Annotated in this window: 22 protein-coding genes, 1 other RNA gene and 4 pseudogenes; 12 read left to right on the forward strand and 15 right to left on the reverse strand. The window is 63.3% G+C overall.

Annotated features, from left to right (window positions below):
- Nucleotides 1-64: 64 nt before the first annotated feature.
- A complete protein-coding gene (queD, locus tag ACTGJ9_RS00120) occupies nucleotides 65-427 on the forward strand; it encodes a 6-carboxytetrahydropterin synthase QueD (protein WP_456675386.1) in 363 nt (120 codons plus the stop codon).
- 698 nt (nucleotides 428-1,125) lie between these two features.
- Here queD and ACTGJ9_RS00125 read toward each other — a convergent pair.
- Nucleotides 1,126-1,275: a hypothetical protein gene (locus ACTGJ9_RS00125; protein WP_456675427.1), complete on the reverse strand. Its 150-nt coding sequence runs from the start codon at nucleotides 1,273-1,275 to the stop codon at nucleotides 1,126-1,128.
- Nucleotides 1,276-1,304: 29 nt separating this feature from the next.
- Here ACTGJ9_RS00125 and ACTGJ9_RS00130 point away from each other — a divergent pair, with 29 nt between their 5' ends.
- A complete protein-coding gene (locus tag ACTGJ9_RS00130) occupies nucleotides 1,305-1,478 on the forward strand; it encodes a hypothetical protein (RefSeq protein WP_456675428.1) in 174 nt (57 codons plus the stop codon).
- A gap of 11 nt (nucleotides 1,479-1,489) precedes the next feature.
- Here ACTGJ9_RS00130 and ACTGJ9_RS00135 read toward each other — a convergent pair whose 3' ends face one another.
- Nucleotides 1,490-1,828 (reverse strand): SGNH/GDSL hydrolase family protein, encoded by a 339-nt coding sequence (locus tag ACTGJ9_RS00135; protein ID WP_456675429.1) that lies wholly within the window; start codon nucleotides 1,826-1,828, stop codon nucleotides 1,490-1,492.
- Nucleotides 1,829-1,873: 45 nt separating this feature from the next.
- On the reverse strand, nucleotides 1,874-2,779 hold the full coding sequence (locus ACTGJ9_RS00140) for a S1/P1 nuclease (protein ID WP_456675388.1): 906 nt from the start codon (nucleotides 2,777-2,779) through the stop codon (nucleotides 1,874-1,876).
- Nucleotides 2,780-3,624: 845 nt separating this feature from the next.
- Here ACTGJ9_RS00140 and ACTGJ9_RS00145 point away from each other — a divergent pair.
- Nucleotides 3,625-5,328 carry a recombinase family protein gene (locus ACTGJ9_RS00145; RefSeq protein WP_456675430.1) on the forward strand — a complete coding sequence of 568 codons (1,704 nt, stop codon included), beginning with the start codon at nucleotides 3,625-3,627 and terminating at the stop codon, nucleotides 5,326-5,328.
- On the opposite strand, the pseudogene ACTGJ9_RS00150 reads toward ACTGJ9_RS00145, so the two are convergent.
- From ACTGJ9_RS00150 to ACTGJ9_RS00175, 6 genes and pseudogenes are all read right to left on the reverse strand, one after another.
- A pseudogene (locus tag ACTGJ9_RS00150) lies at nucleotides 5,310-5,390 on the reverse strand (acyl-CoA thioester hydrolase); the annotation flags it as partial. The gene ACTGJ9_RS00145 and the pseudogene ACTGJ9_RS00150 overlap by 19 nt on opposite strands.
- Before the next feature lie 67 nt (nucleotides 5,391-5,457).
- Nucleotides 5,458-6,381: a metallophosphoesterase gene (locus ACTGJ9_RS00155; RefSeq protein WP_456675431.1), complete on the reverse strand. Its 924-nt coding sequence runs from the start codon at nucleotides 6,379-6,381 to the stop codon at nucleotides 5,458-5,460.
- A 129-nt stretch (nucleotides 6,382-6,510) separates the two neighbouring features.
- Nucleotides 6,511-7,544, reverse strand: a pseudogene (gene ruvB, locus ACTGJ9_RS00160) (Holliday junction branch migration DNA helicase RuvB).
- Between the two features lie 20 nt (nucleotides 7,545-7,564).
- A complete protein-coding gene (gene ruvA, locus ACTGJ9_RS00165; protein WP_456675432.1) occupies nucleotides 7,565-8,182 on the reverse strand; it encodes a Holliday junction branch migration protein RuvA in 618 nt (205 codons plus the stop codon).
- Complete coding sequence (ruvC, locus tag ACTGJ9_RS00170; RefSeq protein ID WP_456675433.1) at nucleotides 8,179-8,706, reverse strand: crossover junction endodeoxyribonuclease RuvC; 528 nt, start codon at nucleotides 8,704-8,706, stop codon at nucleotides 8,179-8,181. Before ruvC ends, ruvA begins: the two co-directional genes overlap by 4 nt.
- Nucleotides 8,707-8,803: 97 nt before the next feature.
- Nucleotides 8,804-9,550 (reverse strand): YebC/PmpR family DNA-binding transcriptional regulator, encoded by a 747-nt coding sequence (locus tag ACTGJ9_RS00175; protein WP_456675434.1) that lies wholly within the window; start codon nucleotides 9,548-9,550, stop codon nucleotides 8,804-8,806.
- 206 nt (nucleotides 9,551-9,756) lie between these two features.
- Between ACTGJ9_RS00175 and ACTGJ9_RS00180 the strand changes: the two genes are divergently transcribed.
- The 3 genes and pseudogenes from ACTGJ9_RS00180 to ACTGJ9_RS00190 form a co-directional block, all read left to right on the forward strand.
- Nucleotides 9,757-11,490 (forward strand): methyl-accepting chemotaxis protein, encoded by a 1,734-nt coding sequence (locus ACTGJ9_RS00180; protein WP_456675435.1) that lies wholly within the window; start codon nucleotides 9,757-9,759, stop codon nucleotides 11,488-11,490.
- 107 nt (nucleotides 11,491-11,597) lie between these two features.
- Entirely contained in the window at nucleotides 11,598-13,022 is a 1,425-nt protein-coding gene (locus ACTGJ9_RS00185) for a methyl-accepting chemotaxis protein (protein WP_456675436.1), read from the forward strand.
- 307 nt (nucleotides 13,023-13,329) lie between these two features.
- Nucleotides 13,330-13,602: pseudogene (locus tag ACTGJ9_RS00190) on the forward strand (cytochrome c); the annotation flags it as partial.
- 83 nt (nucleotides 13,603-13,685) lie between these two features.
- Here the strand turns inward: ACTGJ9_RS00190 and ACTGJ9_RS00195 are convergent.
- From ACTGJ9_RS00195 to ACTGJ9_RS00220, 6 genes are all read right to left on the reverse strand, one after another.
- Nucleotides 13,686-14,138 carry a hypothetical protein gene (locus tag ACTGJ9_RS00195; protein ID WP_456675437.1) on the reverse strand — a complete coding sequence of 151 codons (453 nt, stop codon included), beginning with the start codon at nucleotides 14,136-14,138 and terminating at the stop codon, nucleotides 13,686-13,688.
- Nucleotides 14,139-15,358: 1,220 nt separating this feature from the next.
- Complete coding sequence (locus tag ACTGJ9_RS00200; RefSeq protein WP_456675438.1) at nucleotides 15,359-16,183, reverse strand: TIGR00282 family metallophosphoesterase; 825 nt, start codon at nucleotides 16,181-16,183, stop codon at nucleotides 15,359-15,361.
- The gene (locus ACTGJ9_RS00205) at nucleotides 16,161-16,757 is read right to left on the reverse strand and encodes a 5-formyltetrahydrofolate cyclo-ligase (RefSeq protein WP_456675439.1); all 597 of its coding nucleotides are present in this window, start codon (nucleotides 16,755-16,757) and stop codon (nucleotides 16,161-16,163) included. The genes ACTGJ9_RS00200 and ACTGJ9_RS00205 overlap by 23 nt, the downstream gene beginning before the upstream one ends.
- A gap of 229 nt (nucleotides 16,758-16,986) precedes the next feature.
- Nucleotides 16,987-17,147, reverse strand: a non-coding RNA gene (ssrS, locus tag ACTGJ9_RS00210) — 6S RNA.
- Between the two features lie 252 nt (nucleotides 17,148-17,399).
- Complete coding sequence (locus ACTGJ9_RS00215) at nucleotides 17,400-17,783, reverse strand: cell division protein ZapA (RefSeq protein ID WP_456675440.1); 384 nt, start codon at nucleotides 17,781-17,783, stop codon at nucleotides 17,400-17,402.
- Nucleotides 17,780-18,100, reverse strand: coding sequence for a DUF4164 domain-containing protein (locus ACTGJ9_RS00220; protein WP_456675441.1), 321 nt, complete (start codon nucleotides 18,098-18,100; stop codon nucleotides 17,780-17,782). The genes ACTGJ9_RS00215 and ACTGJ9_RS00220 overlap by 4 nt, the downstream gene beginning before the upstream one ends.
- A 412-nt stretch (nucleotides 18,101-18,512) precedes the next feature.
- Between ACTGJ9_RS00220 and tkt the strand changes: the two genes are divergently transcribed.
- From tkt to ACTGJ9_RS00250, 6 genes and pseudogenes are all read left to right on the forward strand, one after another.
- The gene (gene tkt, locus ACTGJ9_RS00225) at nucleotides 18,513-20,495 is read left to right on the forward strand and encodes a transketolase (RefSeq protein WP_456675442.1); all 1,983 of its coding nucleotides are present in this window, start codon (nucleotides 18,513-18,515) and stop codon (nucleotides 20,493-20,495) included.
- 148 nt (nucleotides 20,496-20,643) lie between these two features.
- On the forward strand, nucleotides 20,644-21,651 hold the full coding sequence (gene gap, locus ACTGJ9_RS00230; RefSeq protein WP_456675443.1) for a type I glyceraldehyde-3-phosphate dehydrogenase: 1,008 nt from the start codon (nucleotides 20,644-20,646) through the stop codon (nucleotides 21,649-21,651).
- Between the two features lie 154 nt (nucleotides 21,652-21,805).
- Nucleotides 21,806-23,001, forward strand: a pseudogene (locus tag ACTGJ9_RS00235) (phosphoglycerate kinase).
- A 51-nt stretch (nucleotides 23,002-23,052) separates the two neighbouring features.
- Nucleotides 23,053-24,120, forward strand: coding sequence for a class II fructose-bisphosphate aldolase (gene fba / locus ACTGJ9_RS00240; protein ID WP_456675444.1), 1,068 nt, complete (start codon nucleotides 23,053-23,055; stop codon nucleotides 24,118-24,120).
- Between the two features lie 229 nt (nucleotides 24,121-24,349).
- Nucleotides 24,350-25,375: a class I fructose-bisphosphate aldolase gene (locus ACTGJ9_RS00245; RefSeq protein WP_456675445.1), complete on the forward strand. Its 1,026-nt coding sequence runs from the start codon at nucleotides 24,350-24,352 to the stop codon at nucleotides 25,373-25,375.
- Between the two features lie 3 nt (nucleotides 25,376-25,378).
- Nucleotides 25,379-26,047: a thiamine phosphate synthase gene (locus ACTGJ9_RS00250; RefSeq protein ID WP_456675446.1), complete on the forward strand. Its 669-nt coding sequence runs from the start codon at nucleotides 25,379-25,381 to the stop codon at nucleotides 26,045-26,047.
- Nucleotide 26,048 lies beyond the last annotated feature (1 nt).

Genomic DNA, 26,048 nt, shown 5'->3' on the forward strand with positions numbered 1-26,048 from the left:
GCGTACTGTTTGGCTCATCCGAAATGGCGACTGAGCGTGCAATTCCGCGAACACTCGGCTTCAGATGAAGATATCCCAAGCATTCAAGTTCGAGGCAGCGCACCGACTTCCAAACGTCCCGCAGACACATCGCTGTCATCGGATGCACGGTCATTCCTATCGGCTAGAGGTCGTATTGAACGGGGCAGTCGATCCGCACACCGGATTCGTGATAGATTTCTTCAACATGGAAGAAGCATTCGGTGTTCTTCTAAAGAAGCTCGATCACCATTGCCTAAACGAAGTCCCGGGACTGGAAAATCCGACGGCGGAAAATATTGCGATCTGGATCTGGGAGCACACGAAACCGCGCCTCGCGCAACTCTCGAGCGTGAGGGTGTACGAGACGACCGATAGTTGGGCGGAATATGACGGGCTCGATCGCTGAATTCAGCCTCATTTGGGACTGTGTCGATGCGGCGCGCCTGTCCTTCTTCGGCTGAGAACCGATTTGCTCGATCTCCGATTCGGCTCCTCTACCGCCGCGCCCGCGGCGGATTCCCATGCTCACGGAAGACACCTCACGGGAGCTCAGAGGACGGCGCCCGGCTTGGCTATGAGGACCCCCACCACGTGACCGCATTCGAAAAGCTTCCGGCCAGACGATCGGGATCGAGTTGTGCTAACCGCCTGAACCATCTGACGGATTCGAGCCGCAGGAGGAATTCGGTGCCGATCGTATCGGAGAGACGGCCCGCCATCCTCTTCGGACGGTGCGCGGCTGGGCGCCTCGGTGCTGCAGCAGGTCGGCGCTAGCTGGAATGCGAGGATCACGGGTGGATGCACGACCGCTCGGGAGCAGAGTGCGGTCCGTCCGATCGCACGGTATGGTTTGCACCTCGCGATAGCCTCAGACGCAGATCAGCTTCCCAAGACTGAGTCCCAAAGCTGGTGAGCTATGCGGACGCCTTGCCGCCCGGATAGAGGCTACACGCCGACAGATGCGATCGGCGAGATCGGATGGCCGACCAACCATTCACACGACCGGCTATCCACAAGACAGTGTATTTCCTGCTCGGCAATCGGAGGTGCTGCGCACGGGCCGCGGAGCCGTTCAACAACCGGCAGCGGAACGGCCCCACTGGCTCAGTCAGGAACAGCGGCCTCCACCAAGGCGTCGCAGAGTGCTTGCGCAACGCAGTTATAGTTCCAATCGTTCTGGGGCAGCCAGTTGCCACCGAAATTGCTGATCATCTGGTCGAAGGGGATGCCGCGGTCGACGAGCCAATAGCGCATGATCTCAAAGCGACGAAAAGAGCGACATCGTGCTCTGCCGAGATCACTTCGATGGTCCGGAGCATCTCCGTGGTAGCGGCCGTCGGCGCTTCGTGCTGATCGAGGACGCCGGGGGCACACTGAAGATTCATCAGGACGAGGTCCGCCTTTGCGCCAGAAAGGTGATCGAGCCCCCGAAGGATGGCCGCTCCCACGTCGTCTAGAAAATAGTCCTTCAAGCTGCGTTCGTGCCGACCTGCCAAATCACGAGCGCAGGCCTGAAGGCTAGAACGTCCTTCTTGAACCGCGCAGCCTCGTCCGGTGCCTCCTGACCATTCACGCCGACGTTATGCATCCTGATCCTTGGGCCAGGAAAACGGGCACTCAACGCGAGGGCAAGGTTGCTCGGATAGGAATTATCCGAATTTGCCCGCTCACCGACCGTCGATGAAGAGCCGATCGCGATGATGTTCACATCGTTCAACCCGCGCAGCGCCTCGGCGAGGCGAGGCAACTGCTGACCCAACGTGCTCAGCTGCCGCCGAGTTTCACAACCTGGATCTGCCGTGGTCATGTGCCCTCTCCGTTACGTCAATATCGCGTCTAGGCCCGGCTACCATCACCGCTGCGGGGCGTAAGGACACTGCGGCGAACTGAAGACGTCGTTCAGGTACCTCGCCAGTCGCAGACCAGCGAAACCGAGCTGTTGCGTAACAAGCGGTGTGACCCGGTCATAATACGCCTGATCGAGCGTCGTATTGTTGTCGACCCAGATATTGCGCGAAATCGCCTCATTGTGCGCGTCCTCGGCCCATGCAACCGGGTCATCCTTGTTATCGTTCTTGGCACTGGCCGACGTCAGCCAGCCAGTTTCCAAATCGTCGACGAAGGTCGGCCAGCTGTATTCCATGGCGCGAATAAGTGTTGTATCCCATACCTTGTGAAGGTTGTCAGGCGGAGTCGAACAATTTCCCGCCGTGCACGTCTTACCCTTGAACCCGATCTTCACGGAGATCGTGTTACCGCCGAGGTTTTCCCAAATCGTATGAAACGGTTGGTGGATGTCGCCCACAAAGTGAATGGCGAATTTAAGCGCGCGAAGCTGTCGATCGCCTGTTGTGCAGCGCAGCTCGTCTCGCAAACGTGAGAGTTCGTTGATCACGCAGTCGCCCTGCTCGGGCTTTTCCTTGGGACACTCCGTCGCCGGATCATACTTGGTGTCCTGCCGCGGCATATCGACGAAATGCCAATTGTAGGTCTCGTTCGGCGTCGCTCCGTTATAGCGGACCTCATCGGCCCAGGTTGAGATCGAGGCGAGAGATGGCGCAGTGTACACAGTAGCGTTAGGATTGGCGCGGAGGATCTGCGTTATGGCTTGAGCCGCATTCTGCGAGAGGCGCCTTTGCGCGATCTCAGCGACGACGGAATGTCCCTCCTCGCCCCATGCCCAGGCTTCCGAAGCGAAAATATTGAAAACCAAACTCAGAAATATCCAGCATCCTAAAAAGGGCAGTCGGCTCCTCATGGGTCTCTCTCCGCATAATCGGCGATGAAAATTCTCAATCTAGCGGCTCGACTTCAACTACTAAGATCGCCATATTGCAATCTATTGCGCAAGTTGTTTTCGATAGCGCACCGGCCGATCGTAGCCGGCGCCCCATGTTTGAAGGCTCATATCGATGACTGCCGAACCCCCTGGTTATCCAAAGCCCGAGAAGCTCTACGATATCGCCGATCCGCAGCGATGTCGGCGTTGAGGCCGGCGCTGCCGTCTTGCGGGAAGCCCCAGCATCAGGCTGCTCGCCTGCTGCTTCATCGTGGAGTTCCAGTGTTCGTCCGAAAGGCTGTGCAGCGGAAGGGCGATGTCTACGCGGCTTTCGGCAGCCATTACACATATGTACGACAAGCCGCGTGAACGAGAACGGCTCCGCTGGGCACCGGACGCCCAGGAACAGACTTACCGCCGTCGCGCGCAAGTATTTATACTCCGCTTTGCTTCGCGTATCTGCTCTGGACTACGCGCCTCATCGCCAGGAATGCCCTCACGCGCGCTGCGGCACTTCAAGAGTTTCATTTTCATTCGACGCCGCCGAAGTCAGCATGAGGGAAGCGTTGCGAGCAGTCGCTGTGGCTTGGCTGTAGCGCAGCGCGGAAATTTACGCTAGCTTCCGCTCGCGAGTTTGCAAATGCCTACCCGCATCCGATCTTTCCGAAGACAACGAGCGACCATTCGACCGCTTGCCCCCTCCCATCCTCAGAGCTGGGATAATCCGGACAATGAGGAAATCTGGTTTGAGTTGGCGCGCGCCATCGGACGTCAGATCGCACGGGATGAAAATCATGGCTCGGGGCAGCCGATAGAGGACCGGCATGACGACAGCGTCATCGAAGAAAACGGCCGTAATATACGCGCGCTATTCGAGCGACATGCAAAAGGCGAGCTCGATTGACGGTCAGCTATTACTCTGCCGCAAGGTCGCATTGCGCAACAACCTCGATGTCATCGGCGAGTTTGTGGATGCCGCAAAATCTGGACTTACCGAAGGTGCGCGGGACGGCTATCAGCGCTTGCTCAACGGTGTGCGAAAGCAGGAGTTTGACGTAGTCGTCGTTGAGCATTTCGACCGCTTGTCGCGCGATCCCGCAACCATCCAGCGTCTCAAGCAGGTTTTCGAGTTCAACGGCGTTGAGCTGATGGATCAGAAAGGAGTCTACGCGACCGCCACTGACATCAGCATCGCAAGTCTGTACAACACGATTTATAAGCCGCAGCTCGCCGAAAAGGTTCGACGCGGCCATGACAACGCTGTTGCCAACGGAAGAATTCCTGGCTCATACGCCTATGGTTATCGGCCGAGGCCGGGCGCGCCCGGCGAACGCGTAATCGATGAGAACGAAGCAAAGATTGTGCTCCGCATCTTCAATGAATATGCAGCGGGCCGCTCGACCCGAAATATCGCCGCTGACCTCACCCGCGAAGGCGTGCCCTCACCAGGGGCAACTCGTCAGAAGAACAAGGCTGGCCGCACCACCTGGAACCATCAGTGCATCACAGGCGGTCGGCATGGTCGCGGCATTATCGGCAACGAACTATATATCGGCGAGATACATTGGAACGTTCGCTCGACAATTCTCAACCCAGAGACGCAGAAGAAGCAGAAGCGCCGCAATCCAGCAGAACGCCACATTATAGTCAAAAAGCCAGAGCTGCGGATCGTTCCGCAAGTGCTCTGGGATCTATCGCAGAAGGTTCGTAGCATGCGCGCCGTGTCTATGTTCGGACCGACTGGCAAGCCGCGGCGACGCGCCGTGAGTCCGCGCAACAATGAGCACCCGCTTGCCGGTGTGCTCCGGTGTGGCGTCTGCAATGGCCATATGCAGATCGCTCAATCCTCGCGTAACGGTGCACCGCGCGCGGCATGCGCGAGCGCGCATCAGCGGGGCACCTGTGAGCACACCCGTAGCTTTGATATGGACGTTCTGCTCGAGGATGCCTCCGAGAAAATCCAAGTGAAATTGCTTTCGCCGAAAGCCATTGAAGAGGCGATGCGTGCTTGGAAGGAGGAGCGCAAAAACGATCGGAACAATGGCAGCGAACACAGTAAGCTAGAGCGTCGACGCCGCGTATTGACTAGCGAGATCGAACGCCTCTCTTATGCCATCGCAAATAGCCGCCGCAAGCCGGACGAACTGCTCAAGCGGATCGATGAGTGCGCCCTTGAGCGGGAAAGCGTTGAAGCGCGCTTGCGGCTACTGGGCGGTGGCGGCGAAAATGTGATTGGCTTCGATCGCCCGAAATTCAGTGACCGATACCGCTCGGAGGTTAGAACGCTGATCAGCGCGCTCAAAACCAATCCGAAGGCGATCGAAACTCGCATCGCCTTCCGCAACTTGATTGAATGCATAGTAGTGCATCCGGTTCGCAAGCGGATGCCCTACGAATATACGCCCTACCTGAACAGCTCCGCGCTTTACGGCAAGAACCTTTTTCCCGAAAACCGCAGCAAGGAGCGAGAGATCAGCACGTTTGCATACTACGACAATGGCAAGTCAGGGAAATCCGTGTCCTCGTAATAGACCCGGACCTGCATGTGGTGGCGGCCGTTGCGGATCTCGCCGTCGAGATGGGCTGTCACGTCGCGAGCCTCTTCGCTTGTCGCTACCAGCCCGTTTTGCGCAAAAACGGCCTATCGCGCAAGCCGGCTAGGACACAGTTGGCACCGGCGCCCGCCCCAGCGTCACCTCGACGATCTCCGGCGGCACGCCGACGCGGACCGGCATGATGCTGCAACCGAGGCCGCCGGAGATGATGACGTCGCACTTCAGCCGCAGATGGCCGTAGACGAGCGGAACACCGTGCTGCGGGGGAAGCGCCGGCGACCAGCCGAACAGGCGGACCTGACCGCCATGGGTATGGCCGGACAGCTGGAGCGCGACACGCGCGGGCACGCGGGTCGCGATATAGGGCTCATGCGCGAGCAGGACGATCGGCGCGTCGTCGGTGACCCTGGCGAGCGTCGCGGTGAGATCGTCGGCACCGAAGCGCTGAGCACGGCCGTAGCGCTGCGAAGGCGCATAGGCGAGCTGATCGCCGAGGCCGGCGAGCCAGAACGGACGACCATCCTTGCTGAGACGCACGACGTCGTTCTCGTAGACGGGAATGCCAGCCGCCTCCAGCGCACGATGGGCAACCGTCGGCCCACGCCCGGCCCGCTGCACGACCTTGTCGTCCCAATAGTCGTGGTTGCCCATGACGGCATGAACGCCGAGCGGCGCCTTGAGGCCGGTCAGGACCCTCGCCCATTCATCGGCCGGGATGACGCGCGTGACATGGTGATGACCGGCGACATAGTCGCCGAGCAGCACGATGAGGTCGGCGTTCAGTGCGTTGGTGCGATCGACAATGGCCTCGATCCGCTCCAGCGACATCCAGGGATCGCAGGCATGAACGTCGGCGATGACGGCGATCTTCAGCGGAAAATCCGCCGGCCATTGCCGCGGCGTCGGATGATAGCGGGTGACGCGTAGCCGCAGCACCGGTTCGACGCCAACGCCGTAAGCCGCGGTCGAGACGCCGAGGGCGGAGAGACCGCCGATGGAACGGATGAGATGACGCCGGTTGATCATGGTGGCCCGATCGTGATGCACTTCCTCGATGCAGCCGGATTCGAGCGGAATTGCGGTGCGCTCGTTCAGGTCATCAGCGTAGAGATTACGAGAAATTCATGACACCAGGGCAATGCGCGCCGGCGCAGATCAGTCGTCGCTTTCGTCCGTGCCGAACAGGCCGAACTGAGCCGCCGCATCGCGCGACGGCTCGGCGATGCCGAGATGGCGGAAGGCGTGCGAGGTGAGCAGGCGGCCACGGGGGTGCGCTGGAGATAGCCGCACTGAATGAGATACGGCTCGATGATGTCCTCGATCGCATCGCGGGGCTCGGACAGCGCAGCCGCCATCGTCTCCACCCCGACCGGGCCGCCACCATAATTCGTCGCGATGGTCGTGAGGTAGCGGCGGTCCATGGCATCTAAGCCGGCGGCATCGACCTCGAGTGCGCTCAGCGCGTGGTCGGCGATCTTGCGGTCGATCGACGCAGCATCGGCGGCCGAGGCAAAATCGCGCACGCGACGCAACAGCCGGCCGGCGATACGCGGCGTACCGCGAGCGCGCCGCGCGATCTCGTTGGCGCCATCCGCGCTCATGCCGACATTGAGTACGCGCGCGCCGCGGGTGACGATGCTCTCCAGCTCCTCGATCGTATAGAAATTGAGCCGGATCGGAATGCCGAAGCGATCGCGCAGAGGATTGGTGAGCAGGCCGGCGCGCGTGGTGGCGCCGACGAGGGTGAATTTCGACAGCTCGATCTTGACCGAACGCGCCGCCGGGCCCTCGCCGATGATGAGGTCGAGCTGAAAATCCTCCATCGCGGGATAGAGCACCTCTTCAACCGCGGGACTGAGGCGATGGATCTCATCGATGAAGAGTACGTCGCGCTCTTCGAGATTGGTCAAGAGCGCGGCGAGATCGCCGGCCTTGGCGATCACCGGTCCTGATGTGGCGCGAAAGCCGACGCCGAGCTCCTTGGCCACGATCTGCGCCAGCGTGGTCTTGCCGAGGCCGGGCGGACCGACGAACAGCACGTGATCCAGCGCCTCGCCGCGCTTGCGCGCAGCCTCGATGAAGATCGAGAGATTCTTGCGCGCCTGCTGCTGGCCCACGAAGTCGGACAGCGACTGCGGACGCAGCGCCGTGTCGCCGACATCATCGCTGCGGCGCTCAGGCGTGACCATGCGGTTGACCTTGGGATCGCTCACTTCGCGAGCTCCTTCAGCCCAAGCCGAATGAGCTGCGCCGTTTCGGCATTCTCACCCGCACTGCGCGATGCCGACGCAATCGCCGCCGCCGCCTGCGGCTGGCCGTATCCGAGATTGACCAGCGCGGAGATCGCATCCGCCACCGGTCTTGGCGCGCGCTGCTCGTCGACGGCGCCGGCGAGATGCACGACGGCAGGATCGACATTGGCAAAGGCCGGCGCCTTGTCCTTCAACTCGGTGACGATGCGCTCGGCCACCTTGGGCCCGACGCCGGGGGTGCGTGCCACGGCAGCCTTGTCGCGCAGAGCAATCGCATTGGCGAGATCGGCCGGGGCCAGCGTGCCGAGCACGGCGAGCGCGACCTTGGCACCGACGCCCTGGACGGTCTGGAGCAGGCGAAACCATTCGCGCTCCTGGTCGGTGCGGAAGCCGAACAGTTTTATCTGGTCCTCGCGAACGTAAGTCTCGATCGACAGTACCGCGGCCTCGCCCGGCGAAGGCAGATGCTGCAGCGTGCGCGCCGAGCAATGCACCTGATAGCCGACGCCACCGACGTCGAGGAGCACATAATCCTCGCCGTAGGAATCGATCAGGCCCTTGAGCTTGCCGATCATAGTCCCGCCACCTTCAGCCTGAGCGCCGTGCTCTGGCGGTGATGGGCATGGGTGATGGCGATCGCGAGAGCATCGGCGGCATCCGCTGACGGCGGCTCGGCCTTGGGCAGCAATATCTTCAGCATCATCGCGATCTGCTGCTTGTCGGCGTGACCGGCACCGACCACCGTCTTCTTCACCTGGTTCGGGGCGTATTCAGCGACAGAGATGCCGAACATTGCGGGCGCCAGCATGGCGACGCCGCGGGCCTGGCCGAGTTTCAGCGTCGCGACGCCATCCTTGTTCACGAAGGTCTGCTCGACCGCGGCTTCCATCGGATTGTGATGGGAGAGAACCGCCGTGAGCCCCTCATGGATCGCGAGCAGCCGGCTCGACAGCGGCAAATCGTCCGGCGGTTCCACCGAACCGCAGGCGACGTAGATCAGGCGATTGCCGTCGGCCTCGATCACGCCCCAGCCGGTGCGGCGCAGGCCGGGGTCGATGCCGATGATGCGAACGGGTTGGCGAATCGGGAGCGCGGTCATAGGCCAGTGATAGCGGTTGGCCCACGATAGCGAAACAGAAACAGAACAGAAGTCCCCGGAGAAAGGCGGTCTGCCAGGTGAGCGCCGCTCTGAGGCCTCAGCCGCCCATCTTCGCGACCAGCGCGTCCGAAATCTCGAAATTGGCGTAGACGTTCTGGACGTCGTCGTGCTCGTTGAGCAGGTCCATCAGCTTCAACAGCTTCTCGCCGGTCTCATCGTCGACCGCGACCGTGTTCTGCGGCTTCCAGATCAGCGCGGCCTTGCGCGGCTCGCCGAACCTGGCTTCCAGCGCCTTGGCGACGTCGCGATAGCTTTCGGTCGAGGCGTAGATTTCGTGACCACCCTCGCCCGAGACCACATCGTCGGCGCCGGCCTCGATCGCGGCATCGAGCACCGCGTCGTCATCGGCGACACTGCGGTCGTATTCGATGATGCCGGTGCGGTCGAACATGAAGGACACCGAGCCGGTTTCGCCGAGATTGCCGCCGGATTTGGTGAAGAAGGAGCGGATATCCGAGGCGGCGCGGTTGCGATTGTCGGTCAGCGCCTCGACGATGACGGCGACGCCGCCCGGGCCATAGCCCTCGTAGCGGATCTCGTCATAGTTCTCGCCATCGCTGCCGAGCGCCTTCTTGATGGCGCGCTCGATATTGTCCTTCGGCATGTTCTCCTGGCGCGCCGCGATGATGGCCGCGCGCAGGCGCGGGTTCATGTTGGGGTCGGGCGTCCCGAGCTTGGCCGCGACAGTGATTTCCCGCGCCAGCTTGCCGAACAGCTTCGACTTCTGGGCATCCTGCCGTCCCTTGCGGTGCATGATGTTCTTGAATTGGGAATGTCCGGCCATGCGTGATCTTCTCTAGAATCGTGCGCCAAAGGTAATCGTGGGGAAGCGCGGCCTTATAGGCCGCCAACCCACCGGAATGAAAGAGCCTCTCATACTTTAAGGTAATAACGTAGTGACCCGTGCCCAGAAGTCAGGCACCGTTAACCCTGATTTCATTCCGGCTTGCGAAAATAGCGTCCGCCCGTCTCCCGACAAGAGTAGACCCAATGGCGTTCGCATTATTTCGGAAGCGCCGGCCGGACACGGCCGCACCAGCGGCAGCTGCGCAGCCGGCGGCCGCGCCTGCTCCGGCCGTGGAGGCCGATTCGGCCCGGGAAATCCTGGAACTGCTGGAACTCGAGCTCGGCGCCATGATCCGCCAGCTCGAGCGCGCCGCCAATTCGGTGGCGGGCGGCGCCGAGGCGACCGCGGCGACGCTCGCCGACATCCGCCAGCGCACCGACGCCCTGACCGGGCGGACCAATGCCGCCCAGTCGAACGCATCGACCTTTGCCTATGCCGCCGACAAGTTCACCCAGTCCGCCCATGGGATCGGCGCGCAGGTCCGCGAGGCCGGCAAGCTCGCCGACGAGGCCAGCGCCGCCGCGCAAGAGGCGCGCGCCAATGTCGACCGCCTGCGTGAATCCTCCGCCGCGATCGGCAATGTCGTCAATCTGATCGCCCAGATCGCGCGGCAGACCACCCTGCTCGCGCTCAACTCCACCATCGAGGCCGCGCGCGCTGGTGCCGCCGGCAAGGGCTTTGCGGTCGTCGCCACCGAGGTCAAGGCGCTCGCGGTGCAGACCCAGGGGGCCACGGAGGAGATCTCCAAGAAGATCGACGCACTCCAGCGCGACGCCGCCGGATCGGCAGACGCCGTGCACCGGATTTCGCAGGCGATCGAGGCGATCCGCCCGGTGTTCGACACCGTCAATGGCGCGGTGGCCGAGCAGAACGCAACCACCAGCGAGGTCTCCGGCAACGCGGCCAGCGCATCGCAGTTCATCAGCTCGGTCGGCGAGAGCGCGGCTGAGATCGACGCCGCGACGAAGGCCGCCGAGAGCCATGGCGAGAACGTCGCCAGCGCCGGCAAGGCCGTGACGACCTTCGCCCGGAAGCTGAAATCGCGCTGCGCTGTGCTGCTCCGCCAGAGCGAGCACGACGATCGCCGCAAGACCGAACGGCTGCCCTGCCATCTGAAGTTCGAAAGCGCGCGCGGCGCGCTGCCGGTCTACGAGATCGCGATGGACGGCGTCTTGATCGGCGGCGCGGAAGCGGGCCGGCTCGCGCCGCAGGCGATCATCGACGGCAGCCTCGAAGACGTCGGGGCCTGCCGCCTCCGCGTGGTCGAGCAGTCCAAGGCCGGCGCCCGCACGCAATTCGTCAACCCCGATGCCGCGCAACGCGAGAAGATCGAAGACAAGCTCTGGTCGATCCACGAGGAGAATACCGAGTTCGTCACCCGCGCGATGGAGGCCGGCAACGCGCTGACCCGGATCTTCGAGCAGGCGGTCGCGCGCGGCGAGGTCGAGATGGATGACCTCTTCGACACCGACTACGCCGCGATCGCCGGCACCAACCCGCAGCAATACCGTACAAAATATCTGGACTGGGCCGACCGTGCGCTGCCGCCGTTCCAGGAAGCCTTTCTCGCCAAGGAACCGCGCATGGCGTTCTGCGCCATGGTCGACCGCAACGGCTTCCTGCCGGTCCACAACAAGATCTATTCACACCCGCAGCGGCCGGGCGACGCCGCCTGGAACACGGCCAATTGCCGCAACCGCCGCATCTTCAACGATCCCGCGGGGTTGGCTGCCGGGCACAATCTGCGCTCGTACCTGATCCAGAGCTATGCGCGCGACATGGGGAACGGCAACACGGTGATGATGCGCGAGATCGATGTCCCGATCCGCGTGCAGGGCCGGCACTGGGGCGGGTTCAGGACGGCTTACAAGCTGTAGTGCACGCTCAGGCAAGACGCCGGGCGCGAATCACGTCTTTAAGTGAGGTTGGAATGGGAATGCCGCGGAGAGCCGATCAACGGCTCTGACTGGAGAAAGCCCCGTACATGTCCCTCGCCCAGCTTGCAGTCATGGACACTGGATCCAGCCGGACCCTCGCCGAGCGGCTGATCGACCAGCTCGCCGACCGCATCGGCGGCCTCGGCGTCGAGCTTGCCGACATCGCCGGCAACGTCCAGGAGGTCGCCCACCGCGTCGCCAATCAGTCGGAGCGCTTCCATCACCTGCAGAAGACGGCTGAGACCATGGTGTCGGCCAACCACGACATCGCCAACGCCTCGCAGGCGGTGCAATCGACCGCGTCGGCGGCGGTCGGCGAGATCGCGCAGTCGCGCGGGGCGGTCGACACCGCGGTCAGCCATATCTCCGAGCTCGTCGCGGCGGTGGAGCGGATCGAGGCGCGCTTAAGCGCCGTCGGCTCGGCGCTGGCGCAAGTCGCAAAGGTTTCCGGCTCGATCGAGGCGATCGCCAAGCAGACCAATCTGCTTGCGCTCAACGCGACGATCGAGGCCGCGCGGGCCGGCAATGCCGGACGCGGGTTTGCCGTGGTCGCAAGCGAGGTCAAGAACCTCGCGGAGGCCACCCGGCAGGCCACGCACCAGATCTCCGACACCGTGCGCGATCTCGACGGCCAGATCGAAGGCCTGATCAGCGAGAGCAGCGATGCCTCGCAGCGCGCCAAGACTGCGGGCGAAGGCGCCCAGCAGATCTCCGGCATCATCTCGCGCGTCCAGCAGGGCTTTGCCTCGGTGGAAGCCGAGATCGACAGCGTCACGCGCGCCGCGACCTCCAATCTCGGCCATTGCGACACCGTCATCAACGAGCTCAACGAGCTCGCCAAGGGCGTCGACCTGTCCTCGCGCGATCTCGGGAGCGCCGACCAGCGCGTCACGAAGCTGCTCGACACCTCCGAGGGGCTGATCGCACTGATCGCCGACAGCGGCGTGGAGACGTCGGATGCGCCGCTGATCCGTGTCGTCGTCGACACCGCCAGGCGGATCTCGGCCGAGTTCGAGGCCGCGCTCGATCGCGGCGAGATCACGCTCGCGCAGCTCATGGACGAGAACTACCGGGAAGTCCCCGGCACCGATCCCAAGCAGTATCTCACCAAATATGTCGACTTCACCGACCGCGTGCTGCCGGCGATCCAGGATCCGATCCAGAAGTCCGATCCCCGCATCGTGTTCTGCGTCGCCTGGGCGAGGAGCGGCTATCTGCCGACGCACAATCCGAACTACCGGCTGCCGCAAGGCAAGGACCCGGTCTGGAACAACGCCAATTGCCGCAACCGCCGCCTGTTCACCGATCGCGCGGTGAAGAAGGTCGCGGCCAACACAAAGCCCTTCCTGCTGCAGACCTATCGCCGTGACATGGGCGGCGGCCAGTTCGTGCTGATGAAGGACCTGTCCTCGCCGATCATGGTCCGCGGCAAGCACTGGGGCACGTTCCGGATGGGTTTTCGGCAGGGCTGAATCAAAGACCTCGAAAACAACCCCATGCACAGTAGCGGGGCTGCGCGGAATTAATGGCTTGGCGGGACGAAATGAGGCTTGGCTGGTTGCCAAGGAGAAGGGGCGCGAGCTCTCCCGCAAGCAAGCGGGAGATGTCGAGCAGACGCGCGATGTAGCCGTTGACCCGTCGGGCAAAACAGGCGCACGATGGGATCATCGCGCACGTTGGCTTTTGCGTCGTTGGGGCTGATTCCTTCAGACGCGCACCGTGCTCGCCCTCACCCGACTTTCACGATCGCACGACTTCCGTCTTCGCACGGTTTTGCGCTGGAGCGGCGAGAGCCCGGTGTCGCCGATTGCGACGCACACCGGCACCTGGGTCGTCAACGACGCCGCCGCCACCAACGTCGCGCAGATCGTGCTGTCAGGCACCAAGCGCCACACCCCCGACGGCGCGCTGTCGATGCCGGGGTTCGGCAATGCCTATTGCGACGACGAGATCGCGGCGGTGGCGAACTACGCGACGGCGCGGTTCGGTGCGAAGGGATCGAAGCTGACGACGAAGGACGTCGCGGAGTTAAGAGAGCAGACTGCCGAGTAGGTATCGCCTCAAACACCGCCGCACCTTCTCCCCTTGTGGGAGAAGGTGGCGCGAAGCGCCGGATGAGGGTTGTCTCCGCGAATTCAAATGCGAGAGGCCCATGCGTGGTTTGATTCATCCCCTTCCATTTCGCCGATACGCTGTTGCAGCGGCGAGATCGATCCGCCTCTGACTTTCACCAAATTCCATCGTGAGCGCTTGGCGATCAGGATTGCAGCATGCATTTCGTCCGCGTCTCTCGCGAAATTCGCGTAGATATCCAACTCGATCAGAGTGTTGACCGATCTTTCGTAGTATTCAGTGATGTAGTAGCTGACGCGCTCGCGGTACTTCTCCCATTCCATTCTATACGCCTTCTCGGCGGCAGCCTCGGAAGCTGTCCTGCCCCAGTAGGACAAAAGATCGTATGCGGCATTTTCGCTCCAGTCGCGAAACAGTTGGTGCGACCGAGGTTTCGACAATATGGCAGCAAAATCCTGACACCAGCGCGCAATCTCGATCGGGTCGGCATTATCCCGGGATTGGATGCTAGCCATTCGCTTACCTGCCGCAACGGCTCGTGTAGTCGCCAATCGAAGGCTTCCATCTCGGCGCGGCGCCCTGCGCTGGGATGCCATTCGAACAGAACTCGAGTCCTAGTATTCAGTCGCTCAACCGTCGATGCATAAGCGAACGACAAACGAGCCTTGCGTGCCCGCAGCAACCGGAGGACCTCGCGTTGACCGTAGTTCAGGTTCGATGACCAATCCAACACCTTACCGCTGTTGTCGGCACGGTAGTGCGACTCGCCTGTGTGGTTATCTCGACGCGGTACGGTCTCGACGACCAGATCTATATCGCCAAGATCATCGCTGTCGGCGATGTACGAACCAAACGCGCTGATCTTGCTTACGAAGAAGACCAGCTCATCTCGCCTGTTAATCTCGTTAGCGCGGTCGATCAGAGCGGAGACTTCCTTGTCCGCCCTTGCGCGATCAAAGCGCTTCGTTAGATTCGCTGCCGCAAGCTGCCTACCTTTCTGGCTGGTCTCATATTGAGCCTTGTCCCAATCGCCTTCTGGTTCATGTGGCTCAAGGTAGCCTTCTGATAGCAGCTCCGCCAAGATGCGCTGAGCCTCAGCCACCTTGACCGGCTTGAACCTGAAGCCCCAAATCTTGCAATAGTGCTTACGATCATCAGCATCGGACCGCTGGCGAAGGGTACTAGGGATTTTAGGATTGTTCTTGCAAGCGGCATCCACCGTGCTGCGCCAATGCTCATTGTTAAGGAAGTCAAGCACAGCCTCCACGTTGGTGCGGTGAGGCTGGTGCAGCTCACGCATCAAGTCGCGAGCCATCTTAATCGGCAGTCCAGCGATGAGTTTGGAATTGATTCTCATTATTGCTCGAACAGGTGGAAGCTTCGGACCTCACGCGGATCAACGAGGGCCATCCTATCGAACGCCTCGATAGGTACTTGCGATTTTTGGCCATTTTGCCTTCACGCCAGAGATATGAAAGTCGCGGCGCAGTTTGGAGTGAGGGGCTCAAAGCGGACGGCGAAGGACGTGGCGGAGCTGCGGGAGCAGATGGCGGCACCCCGCCCCTTCTCCCCTTGTGGGAGAAGGTGGCGCGAAGCGCCGGATGAGGGGTTGTCTCCGCCAATTCAAATGCGAGAGGCTCGCGCGCGGAGAGACCCCTCACCCGTCTCGCCGCTACGCGGCGAGCCACCCTCTCCCACAAGGGGCGAGGGTGCACCGACAATGCCGCCCGAGAATTCAGCTCAACCAGAACTTCGGCGTCGTCGGCTCCAGCCGGCCACCCACGCGCACCGGCGCAATCCGTAGCGCGAGGCCGGTCGCATCATCGGTCTCCACCGCGACGCCGCTGAGCGTCGCGACGCCTGCGGCCGGCTCGAACCGGCCCGACGGAATTCCCGAGGTGAACCGGCGCAGCGGCTCTTCCTTCTGCATGCCGATGATGGAGTCGTAATCGCCGGTCATGCCGGCATCGGTCATGTAGGCGGTGCCGCCTGATAGAATCTGGTGGTCGGCGGTCGGGACATGGGTGTGGGTGCCGACGACGAGGCTGGCGCGGCCGTCGCAGAAGAAGCCGATGCCCTGCTTCTCGCTGCTCGCCTCGCAATGGAAGTCGACGACAATGGCATCGGCGGCAACGCCGAGCGGACAGGCGCCGAGCTCGCGCTCGAGTGCTGTAAAGGGATCGTCGAACGGGGTCATGAAGACGCGGCCCAAAGCATTGACGACGAGCGCATGCCTGCCGTTCTTGGTCTCGACCAGGGCGGCACCACGGCCGGGCGTGCCGCGCGGATAGTTCGCCGGCCGCACCAGGCGCTCGGCGCGCTCGATGAACACCAGCGCCTCGCGTTGGTCCCAGGAGTGATTGCCGAGCGTCACCGCGTCGGCGCCGGCATCGAGAAATTCCTGATAGATCGCTTCCGTGATGCCGAAGCCTCCGGCCGAATTCTCGCCGTTGACGACGACGAAATCGAGCGACCAGTCCTTGACCATGCCGGGCAGATATTCGGCGATGGCGTTGCGGCCGCTGCGGCCGACGACATCACCCACGAAGAGAATGCGCAACTTCAGAACTCCGGAAATCGAACACGTCCGATTCCGTTAGCACATAATCCAGCGCCACGTCGTGGGCTAGTGCCGGAACCGCCTTGATCTCCTGCGCGGCAAAAGCGAGCCCGATGCCGACGATCTGCTTGGTCTTGCGGAGGTGCGCGAAGGTGTGGTCGTAGTGCCCCGCACCGTAGCCGATGCGATGGCCGAGACGATCGAACGCCGCAAGCGGGGTGAGCATGATGTCGGGGATGACCTCGGCGGCGGCCGGCGACGGCTCGGGAATGCCGAGCGGGCCGAGCATCAGGCGGTCGTTCGGATGGAAGATGCGAAAGACCAGCGACTGGCCGCGTGCGGTGACGCAGGGCAGCGCGAGCCTGGCGCCCTCCTCGGCGAGCTGCTTCAGCAGCGGCATCGGATCGATCTCGCTGCGGATCGGCGAGTAGCCGGAGACGATGCTGCCGGGCAGCAGCTTGAACGGCAACCCGCGCTTGGCGAGCTTGGCGGCGGCGGCGGTGCGCTTCTTCTCGCTCAGCGCATCACGCGCCGCCAGGGCTTTGGCACGGAGCTCGGATTTGGTGTTGGTCATGTGCTTCGGTCCAGAGGCAGAGCTGTCTGCCGTCATCACCCGCCTTGTGCGCCCTTGCGCACTGGAGGCGGGTGATCCAGTATTCCAGAGACGCCAGCGCTTGAACTTCGACGCCGCGGCGTACTGGATGCCCCGCTTTCGCGGGGCACGACACCGAGACTTGGATTGAACCGCAAGCGTGTCGGGGACGCAATTTTCGAGAGGCACGAGCCGGAAGCAAACACAAAAGTGCGAAGCCGCGGACGCCGTTGAAGCACTCGATCCCGGAGTTCCCTACGAAAGTAGGTGGGCACCATATGTCCGAGCCCACGGGCCCGGCCAGGGACAGTTCCCTAAAGGATCGATAAGGCCCCGGGGATATATGGCTCCGGACGCGCGTCGCAGCCTCGCGTTCGCAATGTAACAACGATACTGACGAATCGCCAGCCCGGCGAGCGGTCTCGGTGTCCACCTCTCCCCAGCGGGGAGAGGTCGGATTGCGCTCGGCGATGCGAAGCATCGTCCGGTGCAATCCGGGTGAGGGGCCGCAGTATTCGGTGGGACCGTAAGCCCTCACCCGGATCGCATCTTACGATGCGATCCGACCTCTCCCTACGGGAGAGGTGAACCGCCCCCGGGGCCCCGATCAAACCTCATCACATTTCACCCGATCGCAATCCCGTTGCCGACGGTGCGGTTCAGGACCTGGGTCGACTTCTCGATGCGCTCGGCGGCGGAGTTGAGCGCGTTGACGACGGCGGTCTGGGTCATCCGGGCGCGCTCGACGGCGGCGTTGCGGAAATCCCGCAGTTCGGTCAGCTCCTGCTCCATGGTGCGGATGCGGTTGCCGGCGTCGATCAACTCGTCGCAGACGGTCAGCGCCGCCATCACGGTGAGCCTGGCATCGCCGATCTCGCCGAATTTTCCGCGCAACGACTGAATTCGCGTCTCCAGGCCTTCGGCGAGCTTCAACAGCCGCACCTCCTGGCCCTCCTCGCAGGCCATGCGGTATTGGCGGGCGTTGATGGTGACGTTGATGTGGCTCATCCGTCCTCTCCGGTATCAAGTACCGAGCGTATCGTGACGATTGCGGACTCCAGCCGATCGGAGATTTCGCGATTGGTGCGTTCGAGCTTGCGCGCCTTCACCAATGCGCCGTCGAGCTCGTCGGCAAGACGCGAACGATCCGCGCCCAGCGCCTGGATTCGCGTCGCGAGCTCATTCTCGTCGCGGTCAGCATCGCGCCTTCGCTCGACCGCGCTTTCAAGCGCGTCGAGCGCCGCCGTGAGCCTGCGGGTCGCGATCTCGATCTCGACGGCGGAGGACTCCGTCATGGCAGAGCTGTTGGATACGCGATCGTTCATGCAGTCAGCGGCGGAACCTGTGGGCTTGACCCGTGGCCATTACCTGGGAGCTTGCCGTCCGGCAAAAGACTCGGTTCGGCAAGCGGTTAGAAGCAGAAATTTACGTGGCAAGCCAGCCGAGCGCAACGCCGCCGCGAAACTATGCACTGCTAGATCGGGATGCGAGTTCATTCCGATCCAGCAGTTCCTCATAAGCATGATCTTGTCGGAAAACCGGCTCTCCACTTTGCGCTAACGCGGCCCTTCGGGTCCGGATCATGCCGTAAGCAACTTTTACGGCCAAACCGGCGTTTGACTGCCTTGGCCTGCCGGAACCGAGATGCTATCCCAGCCCCACCTTTCGTGGCCGAAAGGCTCCTTTCCGCGCGGGCGTACACCTCGCCAAGCGCCTCATTTCAGACGGATTTCAGACATGACGCAGGTCGATCACACCCGTATGGCCAACGCAATTCGCGGCCTCGCGATGGACGCGGTCGAGAAGGCGAAGTCAGGTCATCCGGGCCTGCCGATGGGCGCCGCCGACATGGCCACGGTGCTGTTCACGCAATTCCTGAAATTCGACGCCGCCGCTCCCACCTGGCCCGACCGCGACCGCTTCGTGCTCTCGGCCGGCCACGGCTCGATGTTGCTCTATGCGCTGCTCTATCTCACCGGCAGCTCCGAGATGACGATCGACCAGCTCAAGAACTTCCGGCAGCTGGGATCGTTGACGCCCGGGCATCCCGAACACGGCCACACCAAGGGCATCGAGACCACGACGGGTCCGCTCGGCCAGGGCATTTCGACCGCGGTCGGCATGGCGCTCGCCGAGAAAATGCTCGCGGCCGAGTTCGGCAAGAAGATCGTCGACCACCATACCTACGTGATCGCCTCCGACGGCGACCTGATGGAAGGCGTCTCGCAGGAAGCGATCGCGATGGCCGGGCACTGGAAGCTGAACAAGCTGATCGTGCTCTACGACGACAACGGCATCTCGATCGACGGCCCGACCTCGATCGCCGATTCCGTCGACCAGGTGAAGCGCTTCAAGGCATGCGGCTGGGCGGCCGAGAAGATCGACGGCCAGGATCAGGCCGCGATCGCCGCTGCGATCACCCGCGCGCAGAAGTCCAGCAAGCCGACGCTGATCGCGTGCCGCACCACGATCGGCTTCGGCGCTCCGCACAAGGCCGGCACCGCCAAGGCGCACGGCGAAGCGCTCGGCGCCGACGAGCTCAAGGCGGCCAAGGAAAATCTCGGCATCTCGCTCGAGCCGTTCTCCGTCCCCGACGATGTGCTGAAGGCCTGGCGCACGGCAGGCAGCCGCGGCGCGGCCGCACGGCAGGAATGGGAGGGACGGCTCGGTGAGCTCGGCAGCCGCAAGCGCGCGGAGTTCGAGCGCCGTCTCCGGCACGAGCGGCCCGCTTCGCTCGCGAAGGCATTCAAAGCCTACAAGAAAGAGCTGCTCGACAAGCCGATGACGGCAGCGACCCGCAAATCCTCCGAAGCGGTGATAGAGGTGATCGCCGGCGCCATGCCGATGGAATTCCTGGCAGGCTCGGCCGATCTCACCGGCTCCAACAACAACAAGGCGAAGTCGGCCACCGCCTTCTCGGCCAAGACGCCGAAGGGGCGCTTCATCCATTACGGCATCCGCGAGCACGGCATGTGCGCCGCGATGAACGGCATCTTCCTGCACGGCGGATTTGCGCCGAACGGCGCGACGTTCCTGGTGTTCACGGACTATGCGCGTCCGGCCATGCGCCTTGCGGCGCTGATGGGGACCGGTGTCGTCTATGTGATGACGCACGATTCCATCGGCCTTGGCGAGGACGGCCCGACCCACCAGCCGGTCGAGCATCTCTCCGCGCTTCGGGCAATTCCCAACATGCGCGTATTCCGTCCCTGCGACGCCATCGAGGTCGCCGAGTGCTGGGAACTGGCTCTCAACCGCATCGACGGCCCGACCGTGCTGGCGCTGACGCGACAGAACCTGCCGCAACTGCGCACCAGTGCGAATGAAAATCCCTGCCAGTACGGCGCCTACGAACTGATTGCGGCTCAAGGCGAAGCCAAGGCGACGCTGTTCGCTTCGGGTTCCGAAGTCGAGATGGCAGTCGCGGCCCAGAAGCAGCTCGCCGAGCGCGGCATTCCGACACGGGTGGTGTCGGTGCCCTCGCTGGAGCTCTTGCTAGCGCAACCAAAGGAGCGCCGTGACGCGATCATCGGCAACGCGCCGGTGAAGGTCGCGATCGAGGCCGCGGTGCGCTGGGGCTGGGACGCCGTGATCGGCCAGGATGGCGAATTTGTCGGCATGCACTCTTTCGGCGCCAGCGCCCCTCTCAACAAGGTCTTCCAGCATTTCGGCATTACCGCCGAGGCCGCGGTTAACGCCGTGCTGAAACGCATTTCCTGAGAGTTGAGCTTGCCGAGAAAAAGGACTAGTTAATCCATCATATGATCAAGCACCGCCCGGCTGAACCGGGCGTCCGCCCCTAAAAAACCCTCGCAGGCGCGGAGAGCGCGTTGTGCGGGATGACAACGGTCATTGAAGGAGACGAAACATGGCAGTCCGCGTCGGAATTAACGGTTTTGGCCGCATCGGCCGCAACATCCTGCGGGCTATCGCCGAGTCCGGCCGCAAGGACATCGAGGTCGTCGGCATCAACGACCTCGGCCCGGTCGAGACCAACGCCCATCTCCTCCGCTTCGACAGCGTCCATGGCCGCTTCCCCGGCATCGTGACCGTCGATGGCGACTCGATCAGCCTCGGCAATGGCAAGATCAAGGTGACCGCCGAGCGCGATCCGTCCAAGCTGCCCTGGAAGGATCTCGGCGTCGACATCGCGATGGAATGCACCGGCATCTTCACCGCGAAGGACAAGGCCTCGGCGCATCTGACCGCCGGCGCTAAGCGCGTGCTGGTCTCCGCGCCGGCCGAGGGCGCCGATGCCACCATCGTCTACGGCGTCAACCACGACACCCTGACCAGGGACCACATGGTGATCTCGAACGGCTCGTGCACCACCAACTGCCTCGCGCCGGTCGCCAAGGTGCTGAACGACCTCGTCGGCATCGAGACCGGCTTCATGACCACGATCCACGCCTACACCGGCGACCAGCCGACGCTCGACACCATGCATAAGGATCTCTACCGCGGACGTGCGGCGGCGATGTCGATGATCCCGACCTCGACCGGCGCCGCCAAGGCGATCGGCCTCGTGCTGCCGGAGCTGAAGGGCAAGCTCGACGGCGTCGCGATCCGCGTGCCGACCCCGAACGTCTCGGTCGTCGACCTCAAGATCGTCGCCAAGCGCGCCACCGACCCGAAGGAAATCAACGAGGCGATGAAGCGCGCCTCCGAGCAGCAGCTCAAGGGCATTCTCGGCTACACCACCGCGCCGAACGTCTCGATCGACTTCAACCACGACCCGCACTCCTCGACGTTCCACATGGACCAGACCAAGGTGCAGAACGGCACGCTGGTGCGCGTGATGTCCTGGTACGACAATGAGTGGGGTTTCTCGAACCGGATGGCGGACACCGCCGTCGCGTTCGCGAAGGTGATCTAGCTCCGCTCACGTGTCCCGGACGCGATGCAGCGTGAAACGCTGCATCGCGGAGCCGGGGCCCATTCAACTGCGGGACTCGCTGCAATGTGGGTCCCGGTCCTGCACAGCAGCGCTTCGCGCCGCTAGTCGCGCCCGGGGCAAGAGGGAACGTCCGATGGCGAACAAATTCCGCACCCTCGACGACGTCGACGTGAAGGGCAAGCGCGTGCTGCTGCGCGTCGACCTCAACGTGCCCATGGACAACGGCCGCGTCAGCGACGCGACCCGGCTCGAGCGCGTCGCGCCGACCATCACGGAAATCTCCGACAAGGGTGGCAAGGTCATCCTGCTTGCGCATTTCGGCCGGCCGAAGGGGCGCGATCCCAGGATCTGCTCAAGCCCGTTGCGGAAGCGCTGTCGAAGGTCGTGAAGAAGCCCGTCGCGTTCGCCGAGGATTGCATCGGCGAGCCCGCGGCCGCCGCCGTGGCCAGAATGAAGGATGGCGACATCCTCTGTCTCGAAAACACCCGCTTCCACAAAGAGGAAGAGACGAACGATCCTGCCTTCGTCGCGGAGCTCGCAAAGCTCGGCGACATCTGGGTCAGCGACGCGTTCTCCGCGGCGCACCGCGCCCATGCTTCGACCGAAGGCCTCGGCCACAAGCTGCCGGCCTATGCCGGCCGTACCATGCAAGCCGAGCTCGACGCGCTGGAGAAGGCGCTGGGTTCGCCGACCAAACCTGTCATCGCGATCATCGGCGGCGCAAAGGTCTCAACCAAGATCGATTTGCTCGAAAACCTCGTCAGCAAGGTCGACGCGCTCGTGATCGGCGGCGGCATGGCCAACACCTTCCTGCACGCACAGGGCGTCGGAATCGGCAAGTCGCTGGCCGAGAAGGATCTCGCGCCCACGGCGCTGCGCATCATGGAGAAGGCGGACGCCGCCAACTGCGCCATCATCCTCCCCGTCGATGCCACCGTCGCCTATCACTTCGCCGCCAACGCACCCTCACATGCCTACGGGCTCGATGCGATCCCGGCCGACGGCATGATCCTCGACGTCGGCCCGCAATCGATCGCGCGCATCCACGCCGCCATCGACGACGCCGCGACGCTGGTCTGGAATGGCCCGCTCGGCGCCTTCGAGATGCAGCCGTTCGACCGCGGCACGGTCGCGGCCGCCAAGCACGCCGCCCAGCGTACCAAGGCGAAGAAGCTGATCTCGATCGCGGGCGGCGGCGACACCGTCGCGGCTCTCAACCAGGCCCATGTGGCCGGTCAGTTCAGCTATGTCTCGACCGCCGGTGGCGCATTTCTTGAATGGATGGAGGGCAAGCCCCTGCCCGGCGTCGAAGTTCTGCGCATCAAGTAATCAGACTGCAAGAAACAAGCGGCCGTTAGGCCCGAACGGAGAGAAAGACAGATGGCTCGGATCACGTTGCGTCAATTGCTCGACCATGCGGCTGAGAACGATTACGGCGTACCGGCCTTCAACATCAACAACATGGAGCAGGCGCTGGCGATCATGGACGCGGCCAACCAGGTCGACGCACCCGTCATCATCCAGGCCTCGCGCGGCGCGCGCTCCTACGCCAACGACGTCATGCTCAAGCACATGATGGACGCGGTCACCGAGATCTACCCGCACATCCCGGTCTGCGTGCATCTCGACCACGGCAACGAGGCCGCGACCTGCATGACCGCGATCCAGGCCGGCTTCACCTCGGTGATGATGGACGGCTCGCTCAAGGCCGACGGCAAGACCCCCGGCGACTGGACCTACAATGTCGGCGTCACCAAGACCGTGACCGACATGGCCCATCTCGGCGGCATCTCGGTCGAGGGCGAGCTCGGCGTGCTCGGCTCGCTCGAGACCGGCATGGGTGACAAGGAAGACGGCCACGGCGCCGAAGGCAAGCTGAGCCACGACCAGCTCCTGACCAACCCGGACGAAGCCGTGAAGTTCGTCCAGGAGACCAAGGTCGACGCGCTCGCGATCGCGATGGGCACTTCTCACGGCGCGTACAAATTCACCCGCAAGCCTGATGGCGACATCCTCGCCATGAACGTGATCGAGGAGATCCACCGCAAGCTGCCGAACACGCATCTCGTGATGCACGGCTCCTCCTCGGTGCCGCAGGAGCTCCAGGACATCATCAACGCCTATGGCGGCAAGATGAAGCCGACCTGGGGCGTGCCGGTTGCCGAGATCCAGCGCGGCATCAAGCACGGCGTGCGCAAGATCAACATCGACACCGACAACCGCATGGCCATGACCGGCCAGATCCGCAAGGTCCTCAAGGACAATCCGGAAGAGTTCGATCCGCGCAAATATCTGAAGCCCGCGATGGAGGCCATGACCAAGCTGTGCAAGCAGCGGCTCCAGGAGTTCAACACCGCAGGCCAGGCCTCCAAGTTCAAGAAGATCCTGACCCCCGCCGAGATGGCCAAGCGCTACGCCAAGGGCGAGCTCGATCCCCGCGTCGCGTAGCGATCGCGCGGTGGTGTAAACCCACGCTCCCGTCATTCCGGGACACGCGAAGCGTGGGCCCGGAATCCATAACCACAGCCTCGGGTTATGGATTCCGGGTCTGCGCCTTTCGGCGCATCCCGGAATGACAGAGACCCCTTTTACCCTGCGACGAACGTTAACTCGGCAATTGCCCGAGAACCGTCTATTTTCCCAGGCAAGGGCAGAATCGTTTTGGGAGGGCCTCTCGATGAATCTGACTGAGCTTAACAAAATCGCGACCGCCATGGTCACACCCGGCAAGGGCATCCTTGCCGCCGACGAATCCTCCGGCACCATCAAGAAGCGGTTCGACGCGATCGGCGTGGAATCGACCGAAAGCAACCGCCGCGACTATCGCGAGATGCTGTTCCGCGCCGGAGAGGCCATGAGCCAGTACATCTCGGGCGTGATCCTCTATGACGAGACGATCTGGCAGGACGCAAAGGACGGCACACCGCTGGTCAAGCTGATCGAGCAAACCGGCGCCATTCCCGGCATCAAGGTCGACGAAGGCACCCAGGCCCTGCCGATGTGCCCGGGCGAAACAGTCACCGTCGGGCTGGACAAGCTCGCCGAGCGGCTGAAGAAATATTACGAGCGCGGCGCGCGCTTCGCCAAATGGCGCGCGGTGATCGACATCGGCAGTGGTATTCCTTCGGTGACCGCGATCAGCGTCAATGCCCATGCGCTGGCGCGCTATGCCGCGCTCTGCCAGGCCGCGCAGATCGTGCCGATCGTCGAGCCGGAGGTGCTGATGGACGGCGATCACGATATCGACCGCTGCTATGAGGTCACGAGCCGCGTGCTCAACAAGACGTTCCAGGAATTGCGCGTGCAGCGCGTCGCGCTCGAAGGCATGGTGCTGAAGCCGAACATGGCGATCTCGGGCAAGAAATGCGCGACGCAGGCGCCCGTCGAGGAGGTCGCGGAGAAGACAATCCGGCTGCTGAAGGCGTGCGTGCCGGCGGCGGTGCCCGGCATCGCCTTCCTCTCCGGCGGCCAGTCTGACGAAGAGGCGACCGCGCACCTCAACGCCATGCACAAGCTCGGCCCGCTGCCATGGGGCCTGACCTTCTCCTACGGCCGCGCGCTGCAGGCCGCGCCGCAGAAGGCCTGGTCGGGCAAGGCCGAGAACGTCGCGGCCGGACAGAATGCATTCAGTCATCGTGCGCGCATGAATGGCCTCGCCTCCAAAGGCGAATGGCAAAGCAGCCTGGAAAAGAAGGCAGCCTAGATCTTGTCGAACAAATCGCCTCCGCCGCGCCCGGCGCCGCGCCTTTATCTCGCGACGCCCGTTGTCGATGATCCCGCCTCGCTCCTCGCGGAGTTGCCGGCGCTGCTCGCCGCCGTCGATGTAGCAGCCGTGCTGGTGCGGCTGAAGGAGACCGACCAGCGCACCATGATCTCGCGGATCAAGGCGCTGGCGCCGATCGTGCAGAACGCCGGCGCGGCCCTGCTCGTCGACGGCCATCCCGAGATCGTCGCACGCGGCGGTGCCGATGGCGCGCATCTCGCCGGCATCGCCGCGCTGGAAGAGGCGATGCCCTCGCTGAAGCCCGATCGCATCGCCGGCGTCGGCGGGCTCGAGACGCGGCACGAATCCATGAACGCGGGCGAGATGGGTGCGGACTACGTGCTGTTCGGCGAGCCCGATGCGAAAGGCGAGCGACCATCGGCCCAGGCGATCGCCGAACGGCTGGACTGGTGGGCTGAGTTGTTCGAACCGCCCTGCGTCGGCTTCGCAATGTCGTTCGAGGAAGCCCACGACTTCGCCGCCAGCGGCGCCGATTTCGTGTTGGTCGGTGATCTCGTCTGGGCGGATTCGCGCGGACCGAAGGCCGCGCTGATCGAGGCCGACGCCGCAATCAAGCAGGCCTTCACGGCTGTTGCCATGGGCCACGGCTAGC

This window comes from Bradyrhizobium sp. RDM12, assembly GCF_051917485.1.
Taxonomy (GTDB): domain Bacteria; phylum Pseudomonadota; class Alphaproteobacteria; order Rhizobiales; family Xanthobacteraceae; genus Bradyrhizobium.

Bases quoted from the DNA above. Each gene is read 5' to 3' on its own strand.
- fba (WP_456675444.1), top strand. From the start codon at position 23,053: ATGGCTCGGATCACGTTGCGTCAATTGCTCGACCATGCGGCTGAGAAC.
- ACTGJ9_RS00245 (WP_456675445.1), top strand. From the start codon at position 24,350: ATGAATCTGACTGAGCTTAACAAAATCGCGACCGCCATGGTCACACCC.
- ACTGJ9_RS00175 (WP_456675434.1), bottom strand. From the start codon at position 9,550: ATGGCCGGACATTCCCAATTCAAGAACATCATGCACCGCAAGGGACGG.
- ACTGJ9_RS00140 (WP_456675388.1), bottom strand. From the start codon at position 2,779: ATGAGGAGCCGACTGCCCTTTTTAGGATGCTGGATATTTCTGAGTTTG.
- queD (WP_456675386.1), top strand. From the start codon at position 65: ATGAAGATATCCCAAGCATTCAAGTTCGAGGCAGCGCACCGACTTCCA.
- gap (WP_456675443.1), top strand. From the start codon at position 20,644: ATGGCAGTCCGCGTCGGAATTAACGGTTTTGGCCGCATCGGCCGCAAC.
- ACTGJ9_RS00125 (WP_456675427.1), bottom strand. From the start codon at position 1,275: ATGCGCTATTGGCTCGTCGACCGCGGCATCCCCTTCGACCAGATGATC.
- ACTGJ9_RS00205 (WP_456675439.1), bottom strand. From the start codon at position 16,757: ATGACCAACACCAAATCCGAGCTCCGTGCCAAAGCCCTGGCGGCGCGT.
- ACTGJ9_RS00155 (WP_456675431.1), bottom strand. From the start codon at position 6,381: ATGATCAACCGGCGTCATCTCATCCGTTCCATCGGCGGTCTCTCCGCC.
- ACTGJ9_RS00195 (WP_456675437.1), bottom strand. From the start codon at position 14,138: ATGGCTAGCATCCAATCCCGGGATAATGCCGACCCGATCGAGATTGCG.
- ACTGJ9_RS00220 (WP_456675441.1), bottom strand. From the start codon at position 18,100: ATGAACGATCGCGTATCCAACAGCTCTGCCATGACGGAGTCCTCCGCC.
- ACTGJ9_RS00185 (WP_456675436.1), top strand. From the start codon at position 11,598: ATGTCCCTCGCCCAGCTTGCAGTCATGGACACTGGATCCAGCCGGACC.
- tkt (WP_456675442.1), top strand. From the start codon at position 18,513: ATGACGCAGGTCGATCACACCCGTATGGCCAACGCAATTCGCGGCCTC.
- ruvC (WP_456675433.1), bottom strand. From the start codon at position 8,706: ATGACCGCGCTCCCGATTCGCCAACCCGTTCGCATCATCGGCATCGAC.
- ACTGJ9_RS00145 (WP_456675430.1), top strand. From the start codon at position 3,625: ATGACGACAGCGTCATCGAAGAAAACGGCCGTAATATACGCGCGCTAT.
- ruvA (WP_456675432.1), bottom strand. From the start codon at position 8,182: ATGATCGGCAAGCTCAAGGGCCTGATCGATTCCTACGGCGAGGATTAT.
- ACTGJ9_RS00180 (WP_456675435.1), top strand. From the start codon at position 9,757: ATGGCGTTCGCATTATTTCGGAAGCGCCGGCCGGACACGGCCGCACCA.
- ACTGJ9_RS00215 (WP_456675440.1), bottom strand. From the start codon at position 17,783: ATGAGCCACATCAACGTCACCATCAACGCCCGCCAATACCGCATGGCC.
- ACTGJ9_RS00135 (WP_456675429.1), bottom strand. From the start codon at position 1,828: ATGACCACGGCAGATCCAGGTTGTGAAACTCGGCGGCAGCTGAGCACG.